At 56.5% G+C, this 24,919-nt stretch carries 22 protein-coding genes; 13 read left to right on the top strand and 9 right to left on the bottom strand.

What is annotated here, in order from left to right:
* The 6 genes from AC2FIS_RS07885 to AC2FIS_RS07910 all read left to right on the top strand — a co-directional run bounded on the left by AC2FIS_RS07885 (position 1) and on the right by AC2FIS_RS07910 (position 6,270).
* The gene (locus AC2FIS_RS07885; protein WP_496772740.1) at positions 1–1,134 is read left to right on the top strand and encodes an enolase C-terminal domain-like protein; all 1,134 of its coding nucleotides are present in this window, start codon (positions 1–3) and stop codon (positions 1,132–1,134) included.
* Positions 1,131–2,381: an NAD(P)/FAD-dependent oxidoreductase gene (locus tag AC2FIS_RS07890; RefSeq protein ID WP_496772741.1), complete on the top strand. Its 1,251-nt coding sequence runs from the start codon at positions 1,131–1,133 to the stop codon at positions 2,379–2,381. Before AC2FIS_RS07885 ends, AC2FIS_RS07890 begins: the two co-directional genes overlap by 4 nt.
* A 52-nt stretch (positions 2,382–2,433) precedes the next feature.
* Complete coding sequence (locus AC2FIS_RS07895; RefSeq protein WP_282152044.1) at positions 2,434–3,411, top strand: TRAP transporter substrate-binding protein; 978 nt, start codon at positions 2,434–2,436, stop codon at positions 3,409–3,411.
* Positions 3,412–3,479: 68 nt separating this feature from the next.
* Positions 3,480–4,013 (top strand): TRAP transporter small permease, encoded by a 534-nt coding sequence (locus AC2FIS_RS07900; RefSeq protein WP_058272118.1) that lies wholly within the window; start codon positions 3,480–3,482, stop codon positions 4,011–4,013.
* A gap of 4 nt (positions 4,014–4,017) precedes the next feature.
* Positions 4,018–5,331, top strand: coding sequence for a TRAP transporter large permease (locus tag AC2FIS_RS07905; RefSeq protein WP_496772743.1), 1,314 nt, complete (start codon positions 4,018–4,020; stop codon positions 5,329–5,331).
* A 6-nt stretch (positions 5,332–5,337) separates the two neighbouring features.
* On the top strand, positions 5,338–6,270 hold the full coding sequence (locus AC2FIS_RS07910) for a hypothetical protein (protein WP_496772744.1): 933 nt from the start codon (positions 5,338–5,340) through the stop codon (positions 6,268–6,270).
* A gap of 37 nt (positions 6,271–6,307) precedes the next feature.
* On the opposite strand, the gene AC2FIS_RS07915 is transcribed toward AC2FIS_RS07910, so the two are convergent.
* Entirely contained in the window at positions 6,308–9,100 is a 2,793-nt protein-coding gene (locus AC2FIS_RS07915) for a bifunctional aconitate hydratase 2/2-methylisocitrate dehydratase (protein ID WP_496772745.1), read from the bottom strand.
* A gap of 390 nt (positions 9,101–9,490) precedes the next feature.
* Between AC2FIS_RS07915 and AC2FIS_RS07920 the strand changes: the two genes are divergently transcribed.
* Positions 9,491–9,640, top strand: coding sequence for a hypothetical protein (locus AC2FIS_RS07920; protein WP_496772746.1), 150 nt, complete (start codon positions 9,491–9,493; stop codon positions 9,638–9,640).
* 356 nt (positions 9,641–9,996) lie between these two features.
* Here the strand turns inward: AC2FIS_RS07920 and AC2FIS_RS07925 are convergent, their stop codons facing one another.
* Both AC2FIS_RS07925 and AC2FIS_RS07930 read right to left on the bottom strand, forming a co-directional pair.
* On the bottom strand, positions 9,997–10,665 hold the full coding sequence (locus AC2FIS_RS07925; RefSeq protein ID WP_496772747.1) for a site-specific integrase: 669 nt from the start codon (positions 10,663–10,665) through the stop codon (positions 9,997–9,999).
* 364 nt (positions 10,666–11,029) lie between these two features.
* Positions 11,030–11,272, bottom strand: coding sequence for a MerR family transcriptional regulator (locus AC2FIS_RS07930; protein WP_496772749.1), 243 nt, complete (start codon positions 11,270–11,272; stop codon positions 11,030–11,032).
* 177 nt (positions 11,273–11,449) lie between these two features.
* Between AC2FIS_RS07930 and AC2FIS_RS07935 the strand changes: the two genes are divergently transcribed.
* From AC2FIS_RS07935 to AC2FIS_RS07960, 6 genes are all read left to right on the top strand, one after another.
* The gene (locus AC2FIS_RS07935) at positions 11,450–11,884 is read left to right on the top strand and encodes a helix-turn-helix domain-containing protein (protein ID WP_496772750.1); all 435 of its coding nucleotides are present in this window, start codon (positions 11,450–11,452) and stop codon (positions 11,882–11,884) included.
* Entirely contained in the window at positions 11,884–12,459 is a 576-nt protein-coding gene (locus tag AC2FIS_RS07940; RefSeq protein ID WP_496772751.1) for a hypothetical protein, read from the top strand. Before AC2FIS_RS07935 ends, AC2FIS_RS07940 begins: the two co-directional genes overlap by 1 nt.
* A 160-nt stretch (positions 12,460–12,619) precedes the next feature.
* Positions 12,620–15,814, top strand: a complete 3,195-nt coding sequence (locus AC2FIS_RS07945; RefSeq protein ID WP_496772752.1) for a site-specific DNA-methyltransferase — start codon at positions 12,620–12,622, stop codon at positions 15,812–15,814.
* 2 nt (positions 15,815–15,816) lie between these two features.
* Positions 15,817–17,007 (top strand): AAA family ATPase, encoded by a 1,191-nt coding sequence (locus AC2FIS_RS07950; RefSeq protein ID WP_496772754.1) that lies wholly within the window; start codon positions 15,817–15,819, stop codon positions 17,005–17,007.
* Positions 17,004–17,477 carry a hypothetical protein gene (locus AC2FIS_RS07955; protein ID WP_496772755.1) on the top strand — a complete coding sequence of 158 codons (474 nt, stop codon included), beginning with the start codon at positions 17,004–17,006 and terminating at the stop codon, positions 17,475–17,477. Before AC2FIS_RS07950 ends, AC2FIS_RS07955 begins: the two co-directional genes overlap by 4 nt.
* A gap of 3 nt (positions 17,478–17,480) precedes the next feature.
* Positions 17,481–20,255, top strand: a complete 2,775-nt coding sequence (locus AC2FIS_RS07960) for a BPTD_3080 family restriction endonuclease (protein ID WP_496772757.1) — start codon at positions 17,481–17,483, stop codon at positions 20,253–20,255.
* Positions 20,256–20,405: 150 nt separating this feature from the next.
* Here the strand turns inward: AC2FIS_RS07960 and AC2FIS_RS07965 are convergent, their stop codons facing one another.
* The 6 genes from AC2FIS_RS07965 to AC2FIS_RS07990 all read right to left on the bottom strand — a co-directional run bounded on the left by AC2FIS_RS07965 (position 20,406) and on the right by AC2FIS_RS07990 (position 24,758).
* Positions 20,406–21,017, bottom strand: coding sequence for a mobile mystery protein B (locus AC2FIS_RS07965; RefSeq protein ID WP_496772759.1), 612 nt, complete (start codon positions 21,015–21,017; stop codon positions 20,406–20,408).
* On the bottom strand, positions 21,014–21,475 hold the full coding sequence (locus tag AC2FIS_RS07970) for a mobile mystery protein A (RefSeq protein WP_496772760.1): 462 nt from the start codon (positions 21,473–21,475) through the stop codon (positions 21,014–21,016). The genes AC2FIS_RS07965 and AC2FIS_RS07970 overlap by 4 nt, the downstream gene beginning before the upstream one ends.
* Positions 21,476–21,667: 192 nt before the next feature.
* Positions 21,668–21,961, bottom strand: a complete 294-nt coding sequence (locus tag AC2FIS_RS07975) for a hypothetical protein (RefSeq protein ID WP_496772761.1) — start codon at positions 21,959–21,961, stop codon at positions 21,668–21,670.
* Positions 21,962–21,977: 16 nt separating this feature from the next.
* A complete protein-coding gene (locus AC2FIS_RS07980; RefSeq protein ID WP_496772762.1) occupies positions 21,978–23,540 on the bottom strand; it encodes a relaxase family protein in 1,563 nt (520 codons plus the stop codon).
* Positions 23,534–23,992, bottom strand: coding sequence for a plasmid mobilization protein (locus AC2FIS_RS07985; RefSeq protein ID WP_496772763.1), 459 nt, complete (start codon positions 23,990–23,992; stop codon positions 23,534–23,536). Before AC2FIS_RS07985 ends, AC2FIS_RS07980 begins: the two co-directional genes overlap by 7 nt.
* Entirely contained in the window at positions 23,982–24,758 is a 777-nt protein-coding gene (locus tag AC2FIS_RS07990) for a helix-turn-helix domain-containing protein (protein WP_496772764.1), read from the bottom strand. The genes AC2FIS_RS07985 and AC2FIS_RS07990 overlap by 11 nt, the downstream gene beginning before the upstream one ends.
* Positions 24,759–24,919 lie beyond the last annotated feature (161 nt).

The following is a 24,919-nucleotide window of genomic DNA, read 5'->3' on the forward strand; positions in this document are numbered from 1 at the left end:
ATGGTCGATCTGACACAACAAATCATAGGTTACGACCTGTGGCATCTTGAACTGCCTGTCACATCTCGCCGGGACCACGGTATTGGATCTGTCGAAGGTGTGTGCGAGGTCGTTGTACTACGCCTGACGTCCGAGGATGGTAGCCACGGATATGGCGAAGCCTCGCCCTGGTCCGTATTCACCGGAACGCCCGAAGCAACTTACGCCGCATTAAATAGGTATCTGCGTCCGTTGGTCATGGGGGCGAGGGTTGCTGACAGAGCCGCCATCATGGCGCAGGCCGCATATGCGGTTGCGCATTGCACCGAGGCTAAAGCGGCGCTGGAAGCGGCTTTGCTTGATTTGACGGGCCGGATCAGCGCCGTTCCTGTTTGGGCCTTGTTGGGAGGGAAATGCCGCGACGCGATCCCGCTAAGCTGCTCTATCGCCAACCCCGATTTTGCGCAGGATATAGATCTTCTGGCCCGTTTGCAGGACGACGGTGTACGGATCGTGAAGCTGAAGACTGGGTTCAAGGATCATGCTTTCGATATCATGCGGTTTGAGTTTTTGGCGAAGCATTACCCACAGTTCTCGGTGCGCGTAGATTACAATCAAGGTCTGTCAATCGAGGACGCACCGGCGCGGGTACGGGACGTAGCATCGTTCAATCCCGATTTCATCGAACAACCGGTACGCGCACATCACTACGGCATGATGGCGAAGCTACGGCAAATGACGGATGTGCCGCTACTGGCCGATGAAAGCGTCTTTGGTCCCGAGGATATGGAACGCGCTGCACGCGAAGGGATCTGCGACGGTGTCTCGGTCAAAATCATGAAATCCGGCGGTCTGACGCGCGGGCAAACAGTCGCCCGCATAGCCGCCGCACATGGTCTCAGCGCGTATGGCGGAGATATGTTTGAGGCCGGTTTGGCACATCTTGCCGGGGCTCACATGATCGCCGCGACGCCGGAAATTACGCTGGGCTGCGAGTTTTATCAGGCCTCATACTTCCTTAACGAAGACATTCTTGAAAAACCTTTCGAGGTGAAACAGGGTCAAGTCGTTGTCCCCAACACACCGGGTCTTGGCGGGAAGCCGGACGAGGCAAAGCTGAACCACTATGCTGTTTCCAAAGCGGTGGCGGCATGAGCGAGAAAAAGACAATTGCCATTATCGGTGCCGGTATAGTTGGTGTCTCGACCGCCGTCTGGCTGCAACGTGACGGACATGATGTCATCCTTATCGACAAGGCTGGCCCCGGAGAGGGCACCTCGCATGGCAATGGCGGTGTGCTGGCTTCTTGCTCGATCATTCCGGTCACGGTGCCGGGGCTTTTGAAAAAAGCGCCCAGGATGTTGTTTGACCCGTCGCAACCTTTGTTCATGAAATGGGGATATGTACCCAAGCTATTGCCGTGGTTGACGCGCTATCTGAAACACGCAAACGCAGGTGATGTCGAACGTATCGCGGCCGCGCTAACCCCTATAGTAGGAGACAGCCTAAACGATCATCAGGCACTGGCTCAGGGTACGACGGCCGAGAAATGGATTGTGCCTTCCGACTACCTGTTCCTCTACGAAAACCGCCAGCATTTCGAAGGCGATGCCTTTGGTTGGGGTGTTCGGCGCAAGCACGGGTTCAAGTGGGAAGAACTAGAGGGTGCCGCGTTCCACGCCTACGACCCGATCTACAGCAAAGGTATCGGATTTGCTGCCAAACTTTCCGATCACGGACACATTACCGATCCCGGGCGGTACGTGAAAGACCTCGCCGCACATGTCGAGGCCAACGGCGGCAGGGTCATCCGTGCTGCTGTTGAGGATGTCGTACACGAGAACGGTAAAGTCTCAGGCGTTCGGGTGGCTGGTGAGACCATCCCGTGTGACACTGCAATTGTGACTGCGGGCGTCTGGTCGGGACCTTTGGCCAGCAAATTGGGCGTTTCTGTTCCACTGGAGACAGAACGTGGTTATCATCTTGAATTGGTGGAACCTTCCGCGATGCCGAAAAGTCCGGTTATGGTTGCTTCGGGCAAGTTCGTTGCCACGCCGATGGACGGCCGCATCCGGCTGGCTGGGATTGTCGAATTCGGCGGGCTGGATGCGCCGCCTTCGAGGGCACCGTTCGAACTGATGCGCAAGAATGCCCGGGCGGCCTTTCCGGGCGTGACATGGAAGGACGAAGTAGAATGGATGGGGCACAGGCCCGCGCCGGCAGACTCGATCCCGATCATCGGCGAGGTGCCGGGAATTGACGGAGCGTTTATGGGGTTTGGCCACCATCATATCGGCCTCACGGGCGGGCCGAAAACAGGGCGCCTGCTAGCGCAGATGATCGCGGGCAGGACCCCAAACGCAGACATGAGCGTCTATGCGCCGTCTCGCTACGCGACTTAAGAAATGCCCGGTAGCACAAGCCGGCAACACAAAATTAAACAGGGAGAAAAAGATGAAGAAATTGACAAGCCTTCTGGCGGCAACCGCTTTGACAGCCGCAGCAACCGCACCGGCGATGGCCGAGAAATGGGATATGCCAATGGCGTATTCGGCATCGAACTTCCATTCGGCCACGGGTGCGGAATTTGCCAAATGCGTGACCACAGGCACCGGTGGTGAGGTTGAAATCGTCACGCATCCGTCCGGGTCGCTGTTCAAAGGCGCCGACATCAAACGCGCCATTCAGACCGGGCAAGCACCAATTGGTGAGCGTCTGCTGTCCGGTCACCAGAACGAAAACGCACTGTTTGGGTTCGACTCGATCCCATTCCTGGCAACGTCGTTCGATGACAGCGCCAAGCTATGGGAGGCGGCAAGACCCTCGATCGAAAATCTGCTGGCTGAACAGAACTTGACGTTGCTCTATGCCGTGCCGTGGCCGCCGCAAGGGCTGTACTTCAAAGACGAGGTGAACTCGGTCGCCGACATGGAGGGCATCAAGTTCCGGTCCTATAACAATGCCACGTCGCGTTTGGCGGAACTGACCGGCATGTTGCCTGTGACAATCGAGGCTGCAGAAATCAGCCAGGCTTTTGCCACTGGTGTCGCAGACTCGATGGTGTCGTCGGGATCGACCGGGTATGATCGCAAGGTTTGGGAAAGCCTAAATTATTTCTACGAAGTGGACGCGTGGCTGCCGCGCAACTACGTCATGGTCAACTCAGACATCTGGGCTGGCGTTTCTGATGCTAACAAGAACGTCATCAAGGCCTGCGCCGAGCTTGCCGAATATGCTGGCAACTGGCGCGCCAAGGAATACACCGGCTTTACCCTACAAGGTCTGCGTGATGGCGGCATGACGGTTGGTCCGGCCTCCGAACAGATGACCAACGAGTTGAAAGAAATCGGTGTGACAATGACCAATGAGTGGCTTGAGGCCGCAGGTGACGAGGGCAAGGCCATCGTCGATGCGTTCAATTCGTCTCAGTAATTGGCCAAAGATGGGCGGCGGATCAACCTGCCGCCCGTTTCCATAGAATAACTAATAGTGGGGACAGCATGGCGGCACTACGAGGGCTCAGGTCCGTATTGGATTTCATCTATCAGGCGGCGGGGGTTCTGGCAGCGCTTAGCCTGATCGCCATTTTGCTGCTGATCGTTGTGCAAATGCTGGCTCGCTGGACCGGTGAGGTTTTTCCCGGCGCCCCTGATTACGCCGGCTATGCCATGGCCGCCGCGTCCTTTCTGGCATTTGCCAATGCGCTGAACCGAGGCAGCCACATTCGTGTGTCGATCCTGCTCAATGCGGTTCCCGATCGGGTTCGACGCATCCTTGAAATATGGTGTTTCTCCGTGGGTGCAGCGGTGATGTGGTACTTTTGCTGGTACGCTTATCGCTTTGTCTATTGGAGCTGGAAGTTCAACGACATCAGTCAGGGTCAGGACAAAACCGCGCTGTGGATTCCGCAGTCTGCGATGCTGATCGGCGGGGTCATTCTTGCAATCGCTCTGACCGATCATCTGGTCCACGTCCTCTTCCGTGGCAATCACCGTATCGTCCGCGATCTGGCCGATCAGAGCCACGGGGAATAAGCGCATGGAAAACCTGTCTGTCATCATCCTCTTCCTCTTTGTTCTTTTCACCCTGTTGGGCACCGGCGTCTGGGTCGGCCTGGCGCTTATGGGCGTTGCCTGGGTCGGGATGGAGCTGTTCACTACACGACCCGTAGGCGACGTGATGATCACCACCATCTGGTCGGCGTCCTCGTCCTGGACCCTGACAGCTCTGCCGATGTTCATCTGGATGGGCGAAATCCTGTATCGAACGCGATTATCCGAGGACATGTTCAAAGGTCTGTCGCCGTGGATGGCACCTTTGCCCGGTGGATTGGTGCATACCAATATCGTGGGCTGCACAGTCTTTGCTGCCGTATCCGGATCGTCGGCGGCGACACTGACGACCGTGGGCAAGATGTCGATCCCTGAACTGAGAAAACGCAACTACCCCGAGCGAATGATCATCGGCACATTGACCGGCGCGGCGACACTGGGTCTGATGATCCCACCATCGCTGACGCTGATCGTGTATGGCGTGACCATCAATGAATCGATCACCAAGCTGTTCTTTGCGGGCATCCTGCCCGGATTGGTACTGGCGACGATGTTTATGGGATACGTCGCGATTTATTCGAAATTCGGGAAAGACTGGAACCCAAACAGCGAAGATAAACTGAGCTTTTCTGAGAAGATCAAGAACTCACGCTTCCTGTTGCCGGTAATCCTGCTGATCATGGTGGTGATCGGGTCGATGTATCTGGGCTATGCAACTGCAACCGAAGCCGCTGCCTTTGGCGTGATCGGTGGTCTGTTGCTGGCCGCAGGGCAGGGGTCGCTGACCTGGAAGACGTTTACCGAAAGCCTGATGGGCGCCACCCGTACCAGTGCGATGATCGCTCTGATCCTGGCGGGGGCCGCGTTCCTGTCTTTGTCCATGGGATTTACGGGTTTGCCGCGCGGCCTGGCTGATCTGATCGCAGGGTGGGAGCTGACGCGGTTTGAGCTTTTGATGGTTTTGCTGGTCTTTTACATCATTCTGGGCTGTTTCCTTGATGGCATCTCCTCGGTTGTTTTGACCATGGCCGTGGTGGAACCGATGATCCGGGACGCGGGTATCGATTTGATCTGGTTTGGTATCTTTATCGTGGTTGTCGTTGAAATGGCGCAGATCACGCCGCCGATTGGCTTCAACCTGTTCGTGATGCAAGGCATGACGAACCATGAGATGAGCTATATTGCCCGCGCGGCAATTCCGATGTTTCTGATCATGGTGGTGATGGTCTTCGTCTTGATCTGGTTCCCGGAACTGGCCACATGGCTGCCGGAAAACCTTAGGCAAAGCCCGGGCGGGTAGGGGGCATTGAACCCACTTCATCTGGCGGCGCGTAACGGTCCTTATGTTCTGGTCGCAGGGCTGGCCGCCGGATTGCTGCTGCCCGCGCTGGCCGAGCCGATGCGGGCAGTATTGCCGCCGCTTGTCGCACTACTGCTGTTTCTGACGGTCCTTAGAATTGAGCCTTCTTTGTTGTTGGGGTCATTGGTCGATTTACGACAGGTGGCAAATACAGTGATCGCGTTCCAGCTGGTTTTGCCGCTATTAGTTGTGACTATTGGCATGATCGGTGGATGGACCGGCACGCCGGTCTTTTTGTCTCTGCTGATCATGGCCGCGGCTCCGTCCATCTCGGGAAGTGCCAACATGTGCCTGATGATGGGACATCCGGCAGAACACGCCATGCGCCTGATGGTGATCGGGACCGCCGTATTGCCGTTGACCGTGTTTCCCATCTTCGTTCTGATGCCCGAGTTGGGAGACTTTCAATCCGTTCTGATCGCCGTCTTGCGCCTGTTTTTGACAATTGCGGGGGCGACTGTTGCAGCCGTGTTGTTGCGCCTCGCGTTTCTGAGAAACCCGTCACAAACTACGCTAAAAAATCTGGAAGGGCTGGCAACGATCACGCTCGCTGTATTTGTGATCGGCTTGATGCCGTCCGTGACCGCGACAGCTCTTGTTGACCCCGGTCTTGCGATTTTTTGGGTCGGGATCGCATGTCTGGCTAATTTCGGCGCGCAACTGGTGATGTTTTTTCTGACACGCAACCGAGTGGCTGCCGACAAAGCCACCGCTTTATCCATTGTCGCCGGAAACCGGAATGTCGCGATTTTCCTGATTGCGTTACCACCCGAGGTGACAGCGCCACTTTTGGTGTTCATCGGGGCCTATCAGATCCCGATGTACCTGACCCCCATTGTAATGCGCCGTTTTTACCAAGCGTTGGGCAGGTTGGGGTAAAGCGGGCGCGGCACCATTCGCCACGCCCGCTATTGTATTAGAAATGCACCGAGCGGGCAGTGCCGGGAACTTCCATCGGTGGTGCAAATTTGGTCAGGTCAATGCCTTCGACTGCGACTTTATATTCCTCCAGCGTCGGCGTACGACCCAGAATGGCTGACAGAACAACAACCGGGGTCGAACCCAGAAGGGATTCACCCTTCTTTGTCTCACTGTCCGCTACAACACGGCCTTGGAACAGACGGGTGGACGTGGCCAATACGGTGTCGCCTTTGGCGGCTTTTTCCTGGTTGCCCATGCAAAGGTTACAGCCTGGGCGCTCAAGATAGAGGATATTCTCGTACTCGGTCCGTGCGGTTTGCTTGGGGAACAGGTCATCGAATTCAAAGCCCGAATACTTCTGCAAAATTGCCCAATCACCTTCTTCTTTCAGCTCATCAACGATGTTGTATGTCGGTGCGGCAACAACAAGCGGGGCCTTGAACTCAACCTTGCCATACTCGTCTTCGAGATTGCGCAACATCTGGGCCACAATCTTGATGTCGCCCTTATGCACCATGCAGGACCCCACAAAGCCCAGATCTACCTTCTTTTCCGCAGCGTAGTACGAGATCGGGCGGATCGTGTCGTGGGTATAACGCTTGGACACATCGGCATTGTTCACATCCGGATCGGCGATCATCGGTTCGACGATCTGATCCAGATCCACAACGACTTCGGCAAAGTACTTGGCGTTGTCATCAGGGCGCAGGGCCGGTTTTTCGCCCGAGCGGATTTGGTCGATACGTTTGTCCGCGATGTCGATCAGGCCCTGCAGCATATGAACATCGTTATCCATGCCCTTCTCGATCATGATCTTGATCCGCGACTTGGCGATTTCCAGCGATTCAATCAGCGTATCGTCGTTCGAGATACAGATCGACGCTTTGGCCTTCATCTCGGCCGTCCAGTCGGTGAAGGTAAAGGCTTGGTCCGCCAGCAGCGTACCGATATGAACTTCGATGATCCGGCCCTGGAAAACGTTGTCGCCGTGCTGCGCCAGCATCTGAGCTTGCGTCGCGTGCACCACGTCACGGAAATCCATGTGCGGTGCCATTTCGCCCTTGAACGTCACCTTGACGGATTCCGGGATAGGCATTGTCGCCTCACCCGTGGCCAGCGCCAGTGCAACCGTGCCCGAGTCCGCACCAAAGGCCACGCCTTTGGACATCCGCGTATGGCTGTCGCCGCCGATGATGATGGCCCAGTCATCCACGGTGATGTCGTTGAGCACCTTGTGAATGACGTCTGTCATCGCGTGGTACACGCCCTTGGGATCACGCGCAGTGATCAGACCGAACTTGTGCATGAACGCCATCAAGCGCGGGGTGTTGGCCTGCGCCTTGAGATCCCAAACCGAGGCAGTATGACAGCCAGATTGATAGGCGCCATTGACGCTGGGCGACAGGACGGTCGCCGCCATGGCCTCAAGCTCCTGACTGGTCATCAGACCGGTGGTGTCCTGAGAGCCCACGATATTGACTTTGGCGCGCACGTCTGAGCCGGCATGTAACACTTTGCCCGGGGTCGCTCCGCGCGCATTTGCATTAAAGATCTTTTCGACGGCTGTTAGCCCCTGACCTTCATGGCTGACTTCCTTCGCAGGGGCGAAGGCCGATTTCAGCTCGATGCCCAGCGTCTCACACGCAAATGTCTGCAGTTTCTTGCCAAAGACGATGGCATAAGAGCCGCCGGCTTTCATGAACTCCATCTTTTGCGGGGTGAATGAGCCGGCCATGTCGACCAGTTCTTCACTGCCATCCGCGCTATAGAGCTTTTTCTTTTTCGTGTTGATGGTCAGCACGGTGCCGGTCTCAACCGAATAGCGCTGTTCCAGAATCGGGTTGCCATCGTTGTTGAGGATCGCCTTGCCATCCTCGTCCACTTTCTTGACCCAGTTCTTCAGGTCGACACCGATACCGCCGGTCACGCCCACGGTTGTCAGAAAGATGGGCGATATGCCGTTTGTGCCAGCCACGACTGGTGCAAAATTGACGAAAGGCACGTACGGGCTGGCTTGCTTGCCGGTCCAAAGCGCCACGTTGTTGACGCCCGACATCCGCGACGAACCAACGCCCATTGTGCCTTTTTCCGCAACCAGCATCACGCGCTTGTCGGGGTGCTGCAACTTCAGCGCTTCAATCTCTTTTTGTGCGGCCTCGGAAATCAGGCATTTGCCATGCAGCTCGCGGTCGGAACGCGAATGCGCCTGATTGCCTGGCGACAGAAGGTCAGTGGAGATGTCACCCTCGGCTGCAATATATGTGACAACTTGGATTTCTTCGTCCACGTCGGGCAGCTTGGTGAAAAATTCGGCTTTGGAGTAGCTCTCAAGGAGATCCGCAGCGATCTTGTTGCCCGCCTCATAAGCGGCTTTCAGGCGGTCTGTGTCAGCCTCGTACAGGAATACCTGAGTTTTCAGAACCTCACCCGCCTGAACCGCTGTGTCCTGCTTGTCGCCCAATGCAACATCCAAAAGCACGTCAACCGACGGCCCGCCCTTCATGTGGGACAGCAGTTCGAACGCGAATTCGGGCGAGATTTCTTCGACTGCAACCTCGCCGACGATGATGGACTTCAGGAACGTTGCCTTCGCACCCGCAGCACTGGTTGTGCCGGGCAACGTGTTGTAAATCAGGTGGTGCAGCGAATCTGCGCGATGTGGATGACCGGTATCCTTGATTTGTTCGACGATTTCCTCGACCAGCGCACCATCATCGATGGGTTTTGGGCTAAGCCCTTGTTCTTTACGCGTTTCAATTTCATCCAAATAATCTGAATACTGGCTCATGGCTGTTTCCGCTTTGTGTGAATCTGCTGCTGTTGAGTGGCGTCGGACATCCCGCTCGATCGCATTTGTATGCACCGGTATACATTTGCCGCCAAGGTTTCAAGATACCGCTTAGGAAATTTGCCGTTTTTTGTTTGATTACAGTACACAGTTCAAATCCAGAACGCCGGACCAAACCTTCTTCAAGACAATTGAGGTCCAGTTTTGGTGCAACGATCCTCGCAGCCGCACCATAAAACCTAGATCGCCATAGCTGCATACATCAGCGGATTTTGTGATCCGCGACGGCGACACTCAGCTCTGGGACAGAACAGCCCCCGCCAGGCCTTCAAACGAAAGGCCACCAAAATGAGCACCAGGGCCGGTCTCGAGAATGGGTTCATTTGACAAATGTTGGGGCTGGAGACCCTCAAAAATGTTCTGGCGATCAACTCTTCTGCGGTCGAATATCCTGAAATTTTTGGTGTTTGCCTCTTCGAGAAATATCCCGATGATGCAGAGGCCGACTACCAAGTTGGCAACCTGTCGGCACCGGGATGAGTGACGGCCCAACAACCCCTTCCCTGAAAGCGACAGACACCAGCACATAGGTAAACCTGTCTGACGTCAGCGCTTACCGGTCCAAAAAAAATTTGATATGAGGGTGTTTCTGACTCATCGTAACCATTGAGGAGTAGGACATGAGAACGCCAACGAAGAGCTCTGGCGAGAAGATCGTCAAAGACACCCTTGGCGCCTTGTTTTATTGGTCGGAGTGAGAGGATTCGAACCTCCGACCCCTGCCTCCCGAAGGATCGGGTCGGAGCCTAACCCCCTGTATTTATTATGATGCGTTGTCATTTGACTGCTCCTTTGTTCACGGTTGTGATGGTCTATTTCCGGAAATGATCCGGATGTCAGATGGCATCCGCCGCCCCGCGCTGATGGTCTGGGTGGTGGTGCCCATAGTTCTTTTCGAGCGTCTCGAGGGTCATCCCCAGAAAGCCGCAGGCGTCCCACTTTGGTGCACCCTTCTGCATGAGCCAGGTTGCGCAAGTGTGCCTCAGAGTGTGCGGCACGACTTTCCGGTCTCCCTGACCCTCGAGGCCAGCCGCAACAACAGCGGATCGAAATGCACGCTTGATATTCTGCAGGGATTTGCCGCGATGGGTGACAACGAATTCGTCTTCCGGAAATCGCCTCCTCCTGCGCAACAAGTGTTTCTTCAGGCGCGCGGGCAACCTTGAGCTCGGGCGCTCCTTCTTGGTTCTCCGACGCCCGATTGGATTCCAGTAAATGACGTTACTGTCGAAATCGATATCCGACCAGCGCAAGGACAGGATCGCCTCCTTCCGCTGGCCGGTCAGAACGCCGATCCGGAGAAACAGGGTCAGGTGCTCGGTTTTGCTCTCCGTCGGAACACCATCTTCCATAGGGGTGTCGAAGCTTCGCGAGGCCCGGATCAACTTTATCGCCTCATCGCACGTCAGAAACCGGATACGTCCTTCGGGCTTTGGCGGGAGCCGAACTGAAACCTTGCGTGTGATCAACTGATCTTCTTCAGCACGGCGGATAGCTGTCGACAACAGGCTGAGTTCTCGTCTAAGCGTGCCGTCCTTGAGCCCTTTGTCGCCGCGACCCTTCCGCCGCTTCTGACAGTATTCCTTTATGAGCGTGTCGCTGATATCGCCAACGGAATAGCCGTCAAAAAATCGGATGATCGGCTTGGCTGCATTGGCTAGGCGCTCCGGGTCGGTGACGTCATCAAGCCGTTTCGCAAGGTAGTGCGAAATCGCGTCAGCAACATAGAATTCGTGCGGCTCGACCGCACGATCCGGCCTGAAGCGCCTCAGCTTCCACTCTGCGAAGTAGAGTTCAGCCTGGTCGCGATCCCCAGTGCCAGTCGAGTGCTCGCGGCTGCGTCCCCCCTCGGTCCAGTAGATGTACCAGTTACCCTCGGACGGACGCTTGCGGTCGCGCTCGAGGCGCGGCGGGATGATCTTCTTGGCATGCCTTCACCGTAAAATTGTCAACGTAACGCTCCCATGCGCCGGAAGGGATCTTCGGGTTTCGGCGCCCAGGGGCTGTATAGATGTGGTCCAACATGTCTTCGCGGATCAGGTAGCGTACGTTGGACACGGGAATGCCGACACGTTCAGCCAGCTCTTTGGGTGTCTCGAGATGCTTTGCCATGCTTCGCCTCCTCAAATCGTTTGCTCACAAACTGAGGCGAAAGAATTCGTTTTGCTTCCAGAATGAAACAAAACTACGCTGAAGGTATGTGAATCAAGCGTGTCGCCATCGTTCGTATCTTAATTTGATACAAATGACTACGAATGAGGTCAACACAAATACAAACGAAAGTTAAGTATGACTGTAGTTGGTCTTGGAAATCGCCTTGCGGCAGTTCGGAACATGGCCCGGCTCTCCCAAGAAGAGATGTCGCAGAAATTGGGTATTAGCCGAAGTGCGTACCAGAACTACGAACGTGGCCAACGAGACCTGACCGCCCAGTTAATGAAGCAAATCTATGAAGTTTTCGACATCGACCCGCTCTGGATGCTCGAAGGCGATACGGAAGATGGCAAGAACCGAAGGCACGAAGAGATCGCGGTTGCCTATCGCAAGATCGGAATCGCGGTCGAGCGACGGATCATTGAACGTGAGCTGACTGTGAACCCCGAGAAGAAATGGGATGCCATCGAATTTCTCTTCGATGAGTTCCTGAATACAGATGCTTTGGCTATTGAAGGCGGGGAGCCGGACACAACAAGGATCGACAGCGTATTGAGGTTAGTAAGCTGATGTTGAACGAAGAATTTCCCGATGAAGTACTGAAACTACGCCCACGAAAGTTGCGGCTTGGTCAGGATATCGAGCGCCTGCTAGAAGGCGTCTGCGGGGCTGAAGAAGCCCTCGATCGCGTAAGTCAGAAGAAACACCTGCGCCCGAAAGCGGATAGTATTAATGCGGTCCGCTGCGCAGCCTGCGGACAGGTTGAGTACGTCACACGCGATTATTGCCGTTGTGGCCACTACCTCGCTGGCCAAGTCATGGACGAATTCCTAGCATGGGAGCGCGATTTGGTCGAAAATCATGCCCGGTTGGCTGTGGATGCCGGGGAAAAGATGAAACCAGTCAAGTGGGCAGCCTTGGCTGCCATGCCATTCTTAGTTTGGCCTCTTCTCCAAACCTTGCTCTACAGCGGGCAAATGCCACTGGCGACGGGGCTGTGGTTTTTCCCGGGCATGGTAATTCTTGGCCTGTGTGCCTTGATCGAAAAGGTTATTACCCGGAAGCGCGATACCAGCGCCTATGCGGTCGAAAACGCCACCTTCGAACAATTTCTAACTGAGCGCATTCCCGTTGCGAATAGCTAATTTCACATGAGAAAAGCCTCACAGATCGACGAGTTCACAGCGCGCCGCATCGCTAATGCACCGCCGTCAGGTGCATCGCATTTCCGTAATGCAATCGATGGATGATCACGCTATGGATTGTCAAAAAGAACACAATTGATTTTATGGGTAAGGGGCGCATATGTCATCTGAACTTTCTGGCCTGATCCTGTCTCTCACGCCAGAGGATGGCTCTTCCATTGGCAACGGGGCAATGCTGGCGAGGCTGCGGGATCACATCCCGACACTGACCGATGAGGCCTATGAGTCCGCGCGGGATGCGCTCATTGACGACGGGACGCTGGGTCGAGGTAAAGGGCGTGGCGGGTCGGTCTATCGGGCGGATGTGGCTGATTTGGAATTGACAGCCCCAGTGGCGAAGGAACCCAAGGCCACCACGGGCACGCGCAAGAAGGCCCACCGCAAGTCGGACGAGCCGACCGAGGTGTTGTCGTATCGCCATGATGAGACCCGGGTGAACAACCCCGAGGTGGGGATGGTGCACGCCGACACCGACCCGGATGGCGAAAAGTCCACCTGGGCCTATGATCCGCATCTGGACCCGGTGCTGAACTTCGACAGCGCGCGGGGTGCGATTGAGACGCTGATCGACGATGCGCTGGCCAGTGATGATCCGGAGCGGATGAAGGACGCGCTGCAAGAACTCAAACGCTTGCAGGCCCCTTACCTGAACTGGACAGGCAAGGCGGAGAAGGCGTCGTTCGAAGTCGATACCGTCTCGCTCCATGTCCATGAACGGGTGGACCCGGCGACGATCCTGGCCAATGCGGCCAAGCGGCTGAAGGGCAAGGACGCGAGCGCGCAGTGGCGGCAGGCGGACCTGTTCGCGGCTCCGTTCGAGAACCTGCCGCTGCGCCAGGCGCTGGATTTCTACCACCACGAAAAGGGTTGGTCGAACCGGCTGGTGGCGGGGGACAGCCTGCTGGTGATGAACTCGCTCCTGACCAAAGAGAGCATGGGCGGCAAGGTGCAGATGATCTATATCGACCCGCCCTATGGCATCAAATACGGGTCGAACTTTCAGCCCTTTACCAACAAGCGCGACGTGAAGGACCGGTCAGACGCCGACCTGACGCAAGAGCCCGAGATGATCAAGGCGTTCCGGGACACCTGGGAACTGGGCATCCATTCCTACCTCACCTACCTACGCGACCGGCTGATGCTGGCGCGGGAGTTGCTGACCGAAAGCGGATCGGTGTTTGTGCAGATTTCGGATGAGAATTTGCATCACGTTCGCGAGTTGATGGAGGAAGTCTTTGGCGCTGAGAATTATGCTGGGCTGATTGCTTACAGCGCTACAACCGGACAAACCTCTGGGCTGTTGGCTCAAATCACGGATTACATTCTCTGGTATGGCAAAGACAAAAGCCAACTTAAGCACAATCGGTTGCTTACTGTTGGTCCGGCTATTGATAATCCGAAGGAACGGTATGTCTGTGTAGAGACCCCTGAAGGCCAGATCATTGACTTGTCCGTAAAGCAAAAAACTGGCGAAGAAGATTTCCCTGATGGCCGAATTCTAAAGCTGGAAAACCCGTCGTCACAGTCGGGCGACGAAAACAGCCGACGACAGTTCACCGCCTTCAAGAAGACATTCAAGCCGGGTGGAAGTCGCGGGTGGTCAACTAGCGTCGATGAAGGAATGCCGAGAGTTCTTCGAGCTGGCTATTTTCGCCAACAAGGCAATTCGCTCTGGTGGAAGTCTTATCGGGACAGCGGCCGTGTACGTCCACTCAACTCACTTTGGACAGACACAAGACAAAACGCCTTTGGCGATGGCAAAGTCTACGTTGTGCAGACCGCTCCCAACGCAATTGAACGCTGCCTCCTGATGACCACCGATCCCGGCGATCTAGTGCTCGACCCCACCTGCGGCTCCGGCACCACCGCTTTCGTCGCCGAGAAATGGGGGCGGCGCTGGATCACCTGCGACACCTCTCGCGTGGCGATCACGCTGGCCAAGCAGCGGCTGATGACCGCCAGTTTCGACTATTACGCCCTGCGCTATCCCCATGAGGGGCTGAAGGGCGGGTTCGACTATGAAACCGTGCCGCATATCACGCTGAAATCCATCGCCAACAACCCCGACATCGATACGATCTATGACGAGGATCACCCCAAGATCGTCGCGGCGCTGGACGATCTGAACGCCGCGCTCAAATCCGCGCCCCCGCTGCCGACCAAGCCCACCCAAGGCTATCGCAAGGGCAAACAGGTCTCCTTCCGCGATGGCGACGTGCTGGAAGAATGGGAGGTGCCCTTTGACCTCCCCACCGACTGGCCCGAGGCGGCCAAGGCTCCGTTCGAGGTGTTCCACAAGGCCCGCCAGGCCATGCAGCGCCGCATGGACCAGTCCATCGCGGATCACGCCGATCAGGAAACGCTCTACGACAAGCCCCGCATCGACAAGAACAAGCTGCGCATCACCGGCCCGTTCAGCGTCGAGGCCGTGCCCGCGCCCACTGTCCTGTCACTGGACGAAAGCCTGCCCGCGGAAGAGGCCAACAGTACCGTCGCCCGCTCTGGCGAAACCTCGCGCCAATCGCTCTGGCGCGACGAGTTGTTGAAAACCGGCGTGCGCGGAAAAGGCGGCAACATGTTGCGCTTTGCCGAATTCGAGGTGATCCCCGGCACCAAGTTCCTGCATGCCAGCGGCTCCGTCGCTGATACTGGCGAGCGCGTGGTGGTCAGCTTCGGCCCCGAACATGCCGCGTTGGAGCAGCGCCAGGTCGAAGAGGCGATGAATGAAGCCTACACGCTGATGCCGAAGCCGAATTTCCTACTGTTCTGCGCCTTCACTTTTGACCCGGAGGCGGCCAAGGACATCGACGAGATGAATGTGCCGGGCATGACCTTCCTCAAGGTGCAGATGAACACGGACCTGCTGACCGAGGATCTGAAGAAGAAGCGCACGAGCAATGAAAGCTTCTGGCTTATGGGTCAACCCGAGGTCGATGTGCGCAAGCGCGGGGACGGGATGTGGGAGGTCGAGGTGCATGGCTTCGACTACTTCAACCCGAAAACCGGCGAGATCGAGGGAGGCGGCACCAAGCAGATCGCCATGTGGTCGCTCGATCAGGATTACGATCAGCGGTCCTTGATGCCGCATCAGGTGTTCTTCCCCATGGCCGATGCCAAGGGCGGCTGGAACCGGCTGAAGAAGACGATCCGGGCGGAGTTGGACGAAGACCTGCTGGAGCAGTTCCACGGCACTGTGTCGCTGCCGTTCGAGGCCGGTGACAACAAGCGGGTTGCGGTGAAGATAGTGGATGATAGAGGGATCGAGTCCCTCAAGATCGTCGCGCTGGAGGGATAATCATGCCAATCAAGAAGAGAAAAAAACGCACTTCGATACGTCTTGAGAATGTTGGACCAATTTCTGAAGCGAAAGTGGACTTGGGCGACCTGACGGTTCTCGTTGGGCCTCAAGCCAGCGGAAAGAGCGTTTTTTTACAGACACTGAAACTTGCGATAGATCGAAACCATATTCTCGGCATGTTTGATCAACAAAACGTTGTTTTCAACGGCGACTCTGCCGCAGTGCTCAATGGGTTTTATGGACGCGGCATGGCAGGGATGTTGAGCAACAATCCGTATGTTACGTGGGGCGGACAGCGCTACGAGCTTCAGGCGCTCACCAAATTTAAGAAGCCGAAGTCTTCACAAATCGAGAGCCTTTTTTACATTCCAGCACAACGTGTTGTAAGTTTGCCTTCCGGAGTGTCTCAGACCTTTGGGAGTTTCAACTTCGGCGACCCATATGTACTTCGGTACTTTGCACACCAGGTACATATTCTACTTCAAAACGAATTTGGATCGTCAGCGCAGCTGTTCCCAGCGAAAGGCCGACTCAACGAAAGCCTCAAAGGACCAATTGCAGACAACCTGTTTGGCGGAGCACACCTGACGGTAGAGCCAAAGGATTTCACCAAAACCCTTGCGCTCGAAATCGATGGCTTGTCTGAGGGGCTGCCCTTCTTAGCTTGGTCAGCTGGCCAGAGGGAGTTTGTACCTCTTCTGCTCGGGCTGTACTGGCTTTGTCCGGCAGGGAAGGTTTCTAAACGTGACAATATCGATTGGGTTGTAATCGAAGAACCCGAAATGGGGCTGCACCCAAGGGCAGTGTCTACCTTCTTGCTACTGGTTCTGGAGCTATTGAAGCGTGGATACAAAGTAGTGATTTCGACGCATTCCACGGTGGTCCTCGATTTGATTTGGGCACTTCGCCAGATTCAAGAATGCGGTGGAACTGAGTCGGACGTGCGGGAGCTTTTTGAACTAAATTCCAATCCCACCACTAAACAAATTGCAGAGACTTCACTCAGCAAGGATTACTGCGTGTACTTTTTTGAGCGAGGTAAAGCGGCTCAAGAGATTTCGTCTCTAGACCCTGGATCAGAAGATGAAGCAGTTGCGAACTGGGGGGATCTAAATGGGTTTGCTGGGCGCTCAGCGGATGTTGTAGCGAAGGCTGTCACAAGAGCAAATGCAAGGGTGACAAGGAAATGACAAAGTTTTTGGATGCCGCTACTACAGCCGGGCTCGATGGCAAAACGGGAAAAAAAGCAATCAAAGCAGAATATCGGGGGCAAGTAGTTGCCAGGGGCGCGGCAAATTTTTCGGGCAGTGTTGATCTTGACGAGCATTTCAAGGCCGATGAACCCCAAGACAACCGTTGGGACTATGGTGTCGGCTTCACAGTGGGATATGAATTTGCATTGTGGATCGAGCCACATCCAGCCAGTGGCTCTGGTGAAGTCGATGTGATGATTAGAAAACTGGATTGGCTGAAGGCCAAATTGCAGACGCCCGACTTTAAGGATTTGGCAAAATTGACGCAAGCCGCCGAAGCAAAAGGAGAGATACCATTTCGATGGCTTTACAAGGGTAAGACGAGCTATCGGACGGGAGGCAAAGAAGCCAAGCAACTCGCCCAAAAGGGTTTAAGATTACCAGAGCGAAGCATCCAGGTTGATTGAAAAATGTCTTTGATCATTAATCGACCTTGGGAGCGGCCTGCGCAGTATTGGGTCGAGGGCAAAGGCGGCAAGCTGGAGATCAAGCCGGAGCGGCGACCTGCGAGCTATGAGGTCTTTGACGCACGCAACAACACCAAGCGGACCGAAGTGCTGGCCATGGTCAACACGATCCGCGACCGGGTGGATCAGTGGCGCGAGGATGGCTATCCCGGCGTGACCATCGTGACGCGCAAGCTGCTGGAGCACTGGCATGATGAGGATGCGCGCCAGCACCCGTTCTACTTCTGCCAATTGGAGGCGATTGAGACGCTGATCTGGTGGGTCGAAAGCGCGGAGGCTTACAAGCAGGGCATTCATGTGCCTGGCGATGGCGGTGCGTGGGAGCGGCTGTGCAACAAGATGGCCACCGGAGCGGGCAAGACCACAGTGATGGCCATGATCATCACTTGGCAGGTGTTGAACGCGCTGACCTACCCGAAGCGAAACAAGGACTTCAGCCGCGCGGTGTTCATCGTCGCGCCGGGCCTGACCGTGAAGGGCCGGTTGCAGGTGCTGATGCCGAGCGAGGGCAGCTACTACGACGAATTCAACCTCTGCCCGTCTGAGTCGATGCGCCAGAAGCTGAACCAGGCCGAAGTGCTGATCGAGAACTGGCACACGCTGATGCCGCTGAAGGAGCAGGACCGTTCCGTCGTCAAGAAGGGCAAGGAAACCGACGAAGCCTTCACCCGCCGTGTCCTGGGAAAACTGGCGACGCACAAGGACATCATCGTCATCAACGATGAAGCGCATCATGCCTACCGCAAACCGCCAGAGGTAAAAATTTCCAAGAAACAGGCGGCGGATCAGGGGATCGATCTGGATGAGGCGACCCGCTGGATCGAGGGGCTGGACCGCATCCACAAGACCCGTCGCATTCAGCGCTGCTTTGACCTCTCGGCCACGCCCTTCGCTCCCACCGGTAAGGCCAGCACCGACACAGCGCTTTTCGACTGGATCATTTCTGATTTTGGGCTGAACGACGCGATTGAGGCAGGGCTTGTAAAGACCCCGCGGGTTGTCGTGCGGGATGATGCGTTGCCTGACTCCCGAACACTGCAATCGAAGCTCTACCACATCTATCGCGACAAGTCGGTCTCGGAAGACCTGAACCGGGCCAAGGCAGAACCTCACGAAGCGCTGCCAAAGCTGGTGCAGGACGCTTACACTTTGCTTGGGGCGGACTGGCGAGAGACGGCAAAGGACTGGGCCGAAGCCGGGCATCACTCCCCGCCGGTCATGCTGACGGTCTGCAACCGGACAGAGACAGCGGCCCGGATCGAGCACTACTTCAACCAAGGCGACGCGCATTGGTCGGAGCTTCAGGCTCCGAGCAAGACCTTGCGCGTGGACTCAAAGGTGCTGGACAAGGCGGAGATTGGCGAGGCAGCCACTTCCGACAAAGCCTACGATCAGAGGCTCCAGGACATCGTCGAAGCATCTGACCTTCCGGAAACCCGCAAGCGGCACTTGGGTGGCCTCAAAAAGGAAGAGCTGCTTCGCGAGATCATCGACAATGTCGGCAAACGCGGTCAGGCCGGCCAAGACCTGCAGAACGTGATCTCCGTGGCAATGCTGTCCGAAGGATGGGATGCAAAAAATGTCACCCATATCATGGGCCTACGCGCTTTCACATCGCAGTTGCTGTGCGAACAGGTTGTCGGTAGGGGCCTGCGGCGGGTTTCCTACGACACTGACGAGAAAGGCCTGTTTTTACCCGAGTACGTGAACGTCTTTGGCGTTCCCCTTTCAATCTCCGAAGCTGGAGAAGTCGGTGAAGCCCCACCTCCGCCTAAGCCAACAACACAGATTGAAGTCATTCCTGAACGCGCCAATCTGGAGATCAAATGGCCGAACGTGGCTCGTGTAGAATCCGTTGTTCGGCGCGAACTCGCTGTCGATTGGTCGAACGTTGACACGCTAACGCTTGATCCCGCCTCCACGCCCATCAGTGCCGACTTGGCCCCTGCTCTTGGCGGTGCAACAGACTTAGGCAAAGTCTCTTCAATTGAATTGGAAAAGCTCCCGGACGGCTTCAGGCTTCAACGCCTCCTGTTTCAAGCGGCCCGAAAGGGATTTGCAGGTTTGAGCCATAGCTTCAAAGGTACGGAGGAATTGCTTGCCGCACAACTTGTCCGGATCGTCGAGGAATTCATTGATTCTGGATCGCTGGAGATTCCGTCGCTTTTTCATTCCGACCCTCTGAGGCGTCGCATACTGATCGCGTTGAACATCGACCTGGTAGTTCAACACCTGATGCAAAGCGTTTTCGAACAGAACAGAACCAAGCTGACGCCGATCTTCGACGAGGAAAACCCGATTGGTGCCACGGGTCAGATGCGAACATGGTATACGACCAAACCCAATTTTCCTGCCGTGAAGTCGCACATTAGCCATTTGGTCGGCGATTCTTCATGGGAAGGGTATGCGGCCAACGTATTCGAGAAATCCCGCGATGTTTTCGCTTATGCAAAGAACGACCATCTCGGGTTTCAAATCCAATACCTTTGGTTGGGTTCACGCAGGCGTTATGTGCCGGATTTTCTGGTGAAATACGTAAGCGGCAAAATGTTAGCCTTGGAGATCAAAGGCACTGACAGCCCGCAAAACAAGGCGAAACGCGATGCATTGGCCGAGTGGGTCAACGCTGTGAACGAAGTTGGTGGCTTTGGGCAATGGGCTTGCGACGTAGCTTTTGAACCTAGCGAGATAGAAGACATAATTCGGCGCAATGGCTAGAACATTTTCGAATGCGTGCGATACGATGGACGGCTGATCGTTAACAAACAAACAAATTTTATTTTTCAACAGCTTCTTGAGCGAAAACGTTGTTCGCGCGAGCTCTTCGTCTACTAACGAATGCGATAAAGCGTCCCAATCCTCGTTGGTTCAAATCGGGTTGGCGAGTTTTTTAACAAATTCTGTCAGCGGCTCAAGCTCATACCGATCCGCCGCCCGCAGTGCCGCGATGTAACGCATGCGGTGGTCGCCGTCAGCGGTGAGTGTTCCGCCACCTGACCAATCGAGGAAGATATCTGGGTCAATTGTTGCCAAGTAGGTATCCGCCATGATCCTCGCCCAGCGTCCGTTACCATTGGCAAAGGGGTGGACCCAGACCAGCTTATGGTGGAAGTGTGCGGTGGCTTCTAACGGCTCGTAGGTGTCGTTCTCGCGCCAGTAGCGGGCATCGTCGAGGCAGGTGCGCATCTCAGTCGAGATGTGCCAGACTGGCACGCCGATGTTCTTCTCGGTCAAGCGGTAGACACCTGCCCAATCCCAAATTTGACCGAACAACCGCTTGTGGAGCTCACGAGCAGCATCGTCGGTCAGGACATCGAAGGATTTGGGCCGTCTACCCAGCCAAGTCAGGCCTTCGATGATGTTCTCGCCCTCCAACTCGTTCAACTCACCGCGCGTGGTGATGTGCTTGGCCTTGAGGCCAAGCAGTTCGTCGGGTGTCAGAGGTGTCGCGCCGGTAGGTTCGTGCAATTCAAGGGTCACTTCCAGAAATCCCTTGGCATCTCGCGTGCAATTTCTTTCGCGAGGTCCTCGATCATTTCTTCCTGGCTGCGCAAACCTTCGATCTGCTCTTCCAGGGCCATGTGCGCGCGGGTGCGCTGTATGATGCGTTTGGCCTTCTTGCGTGCCTGAGCCATGACGATCTCCTCGACCGCTCCCTTGCGCGGAATGATCGCGTAGACCAGTTTGCCGCCCATCGCCTCAGCCATCTTGTTCAGCTGGTTAAGGGAGATTGTTCCAGCTTTTTCCTTCTGGATAGAGCTGTAGACGCTGTTCCTGGACACGCCGAGCCGTTCGGCTAGCGTTGGTGCGCTCATGCCAATGGCTTCCTGGAAGGTTGCGATCCAACCTCCAAGTGGCTTGGCGAATGCCTGAGCCACCTGTCTAGCCTGATTTATCCTGCCTTCGGCTTGCCGCTGTTTTGCGCTTGAAACGGACATCTGCCAACCTATAGTTTTGCATATTTGTGCCTATTGTAATACTTTAGTATGTCATATTCACAAAACTTGCAATACTATAATATGACAAGTAGTTTGATTTTGCCATGCCGTAGTATTGCAGAATTACCAAAAATTTTCGTAGTCGGAAACACTCAAATTCATTGATGTGCTGGGAAGGCCGAGTAGAAATCACTAAGTTTCCGCCAGGAGAAATTGTTGTCCAACGGCAATTTCCTTCGCGTTGATACCCAACTCCTTGATCGGATAACCTTTATCGCCCCGCCAACGGATGTTTCGCATGTAGCCATTTCCAGCAACGTCCACAAACAAGCAGCGGATGTTCTGGTAGTCGCCCCAGACACCCGCTACGGCAATAAGCGGAACCCCTTCTGGAAGGCAGGCCACCTTTTCAAAACCGCGATAGTCGATGCCGTGTTCGCGGGCTTGATGGTAGCTCATGGTGAAGTGGTCGTGTGCAAAACTCATTGGTTTCCCTTCCTCGCTAAAGTTCCAGACCATGGCTGTGGCCTCGTTCGATCTGCAATTCGTTCAGCTCTGCTTCAGCTTTTCTTCGGCGGCCTTCACTAAGCTCAAGCTTTCGTTCAACTTCGTGTCCAGCGCGTTGTAAGTGGCCTCTTCGTTCAGCAAGCCACGCAACGCCCTCATTGACGCGATCTGCGAGCGTATGAGCAACGTCGTGCAAGCCGCGATACCATCCAATTGGGCTTGCAGCCTCTTCGTTGAGCGTGCCTCTAATCCGCTCAATTCCTCGGCTGAGGTTTCGCAGGCCGTCACCAACCGCTCGACGCAGGCGAGCAAGTCGCGCTCCAAGGCTGTCAGGGGCGTCGTCATTCATCTCTCCTCGATCTTGATGCAAATGACCGGTGTCCCAGCCATCGTGCAGGTCTTCAGCTCGGTCCTGTCCGGGTCCAACGTCAGCCAGGTCTGTTCCCCCTGGTCGATCCGCGTCAGGCCCAGTTCCGTCAGCTCCGAGCGCGTCAGCAAAGCCATCCAAAACCAGCTCGCGACCATCATCGAGGCGATCCCCGTCAAGATCAGCCCTGAGATCATCCAAGGAGAGATCGTCAGCCAGCGCCTGATCTGCGCGGTTCGTGTCTCGAACAAGCTCCTGTTCTCGTTCAGGAAGCGGCGCGTATCGCTCTCGATGGTACGCCGCGCGTTGCTCGCAATAGCCGTCAAATCGGTCCTGAAGCTCTCCAGCTGGGATGCCATCGAGGCGGCGTATGCGTGGCGTATCGTGTCCAGCTCCGCGTTCAGTTTCTCGCTCAACCGGATCGGCTTGCCAGTCTTCATGGAAAATCACTCCTTTCAGGCGCCAGCGTTCGCCGGTCTCGGGGTCCTGGGCGGTCAGGTAGGCCTTGCCGACGCGGGGCAGATCGAAGCCAGCATCGGCCAGCGCATCGATCATGCTGGCGCGGTCCTCGATCAGACCCATTGAAATCTGATCGAGGATCCACGCATGCAGCTCATCGCGGCCATGGGCGCGGGTCGGGGCCTCAATGGTGTCACGCACCTCTTGGGCACGCTCCAGTTCCATCGGATCGGCCCAGTTGTGGCGCTGGTTCATCAGGTCGCGCAGGCTGTCGAAGGCATCCTGGTAGCCCGGCGGTGCGATGTTGAGGCTGCGCCCGCTGGTCAGCTCCAGGCGCGGGGTGCAGAAGTGCAGCTCGACGCGATCCTCGTGGCTGTGACGGACCCAGAGCATGTCGTATTGCTCGCCATCCAGCCCGGCAAAGGCTAGCTGCTCGAAGGCATCCATGACCTCGGCCTGCTGTTCCTCGCCGGGCGCGTCACCGGCGGCAAAGCTGATCACGCCCGCCCGGTAGGTCCATTGGTGGCGACTGGCGTCGATCAACGCCTCGGTGCGGCTTGGATCGCCGCGCAGCACTTCGGGCAAGGGATCGCGCGTGACGGTCAGGGGCTGGCCATCGGCATCGCGGACCAGGTCGCGGTTGCCGTCATAGGCCAGCACGCGCTCGGCCACCAGGTAGCCGACCGGCCCAGCACCTGCGCCCTTGCCATTGGGGAAGAACTTGATCAGCACCGCCGCGCCTCTTCGAGGAGCTGGGCGAGCTGGCGTTCGATCACCAGTATGCGACGAGCGACGGTAAGGCTGTCGAGGTCGGTGCGGCCCACCAGCATCGCGCGGTTCAGCCAGCGGGCGATCTGGTTGAGGTTGCCGCCGATGCGCCCGACCGCCAGCACCAGCGCAGGGTCAATGCGTGGCACGGGCTTGCGGCGGCGCGCCTCGGTCAGGCTAAGCGCCTCACGCAGGAGCGTTGCGGCAGGCAGGCCTGCGGCCTCGGCCTTGGCGCGCAACTCGGCCTTCTCGGACGCGGTACAGCGGAAGACGAAGGTCTCAGTCAACGGCTCTTTGGCGGGGGTTTTGCCCGCGCCGGTGGGGTTCGAAGGGGAGGCTTGCCGCCCCTCGCAAGGTCCTGTGTCATCCGCGCCAGCGTATGACACGGGTCGCCTTGCTGTTTGCTCAGATCGCATGGCGGTGCTCCGCGTTTTCTGACGTATCGCGGATCAAATCTCTGAGCAACTGGAGCTGGTCCTGCCACTCAGCGCTGCCCAACGGGGCAGGTGTCCGTGCCGGAAGCCAGTATCCCAGGTGATGTTCGTGCGGTGACATGGACAGGCTGCGTTCCAGCGTTGTCATGCCCTCTCGGGCCAGCCTCTCGTTCCAGTCCCGGACAAAGCAGATGCCCCTCGGGACGAAGACCAGGTGCTTGCCGTCCGGGGCTCGTTTTGTGCATGGCCCGCCGGATTGCCCTTCATTGGGCAAATCCGGCGCGGACGCGCGCCCGTGTTCTTTTCTAAGTTCTTGTTCTCTATTCGGGGGGCGATCCTGTCCCCCTTTACCGGACAGGTCTGTCCCGCTTTGCGGACAGTATTGTCCCCCTTTGGAGCAACTAAGCGGGACAACCTTGTCCCCCTCCCGGCGGCGCTCAGTTGCCCGTTTCAGGGCCGCTCCGGTCGGGCGGTAGCGCGACGATTTCCCCTTGTTGGTCCCGCGCTCCACGGTCATGTAGCCCGCCGCCTCGACCTTGTTCAGCGCCCGCTTGACCGACTTGGCGTGTTTGCCAATGGCTGCGCCGATGGTCTCAAAAGATGGGCGGCTTTCCCCGGTCTCATGGTCGGCATGCGCCAGCGCCAGGTAGAGCGCCACGCGCAGGGCGTTGTCGTCCAGCTCATGGTCGGTGACCATCTCCAGCAGGTATTGCAGCTTAATCTTGCAGAAGGGCAGGAGCTCAGACATCGGTCCCTCCCGCGATTGCGATCACGCCTGCGATCTGGTATCCATTCCGTATAGACTTTTCGATTTGGCCGTTGATGCGGGTGCCAGCCCGGTCAGCGGCTTTTCGGTTTCTAAAGGCTTGTTCTCCAAAGAACCCCGCCCGAATAGCCGTATAATCCGGA

Source organism: Ruegeria sp. CDSB113, assembly GCF_059611045.1.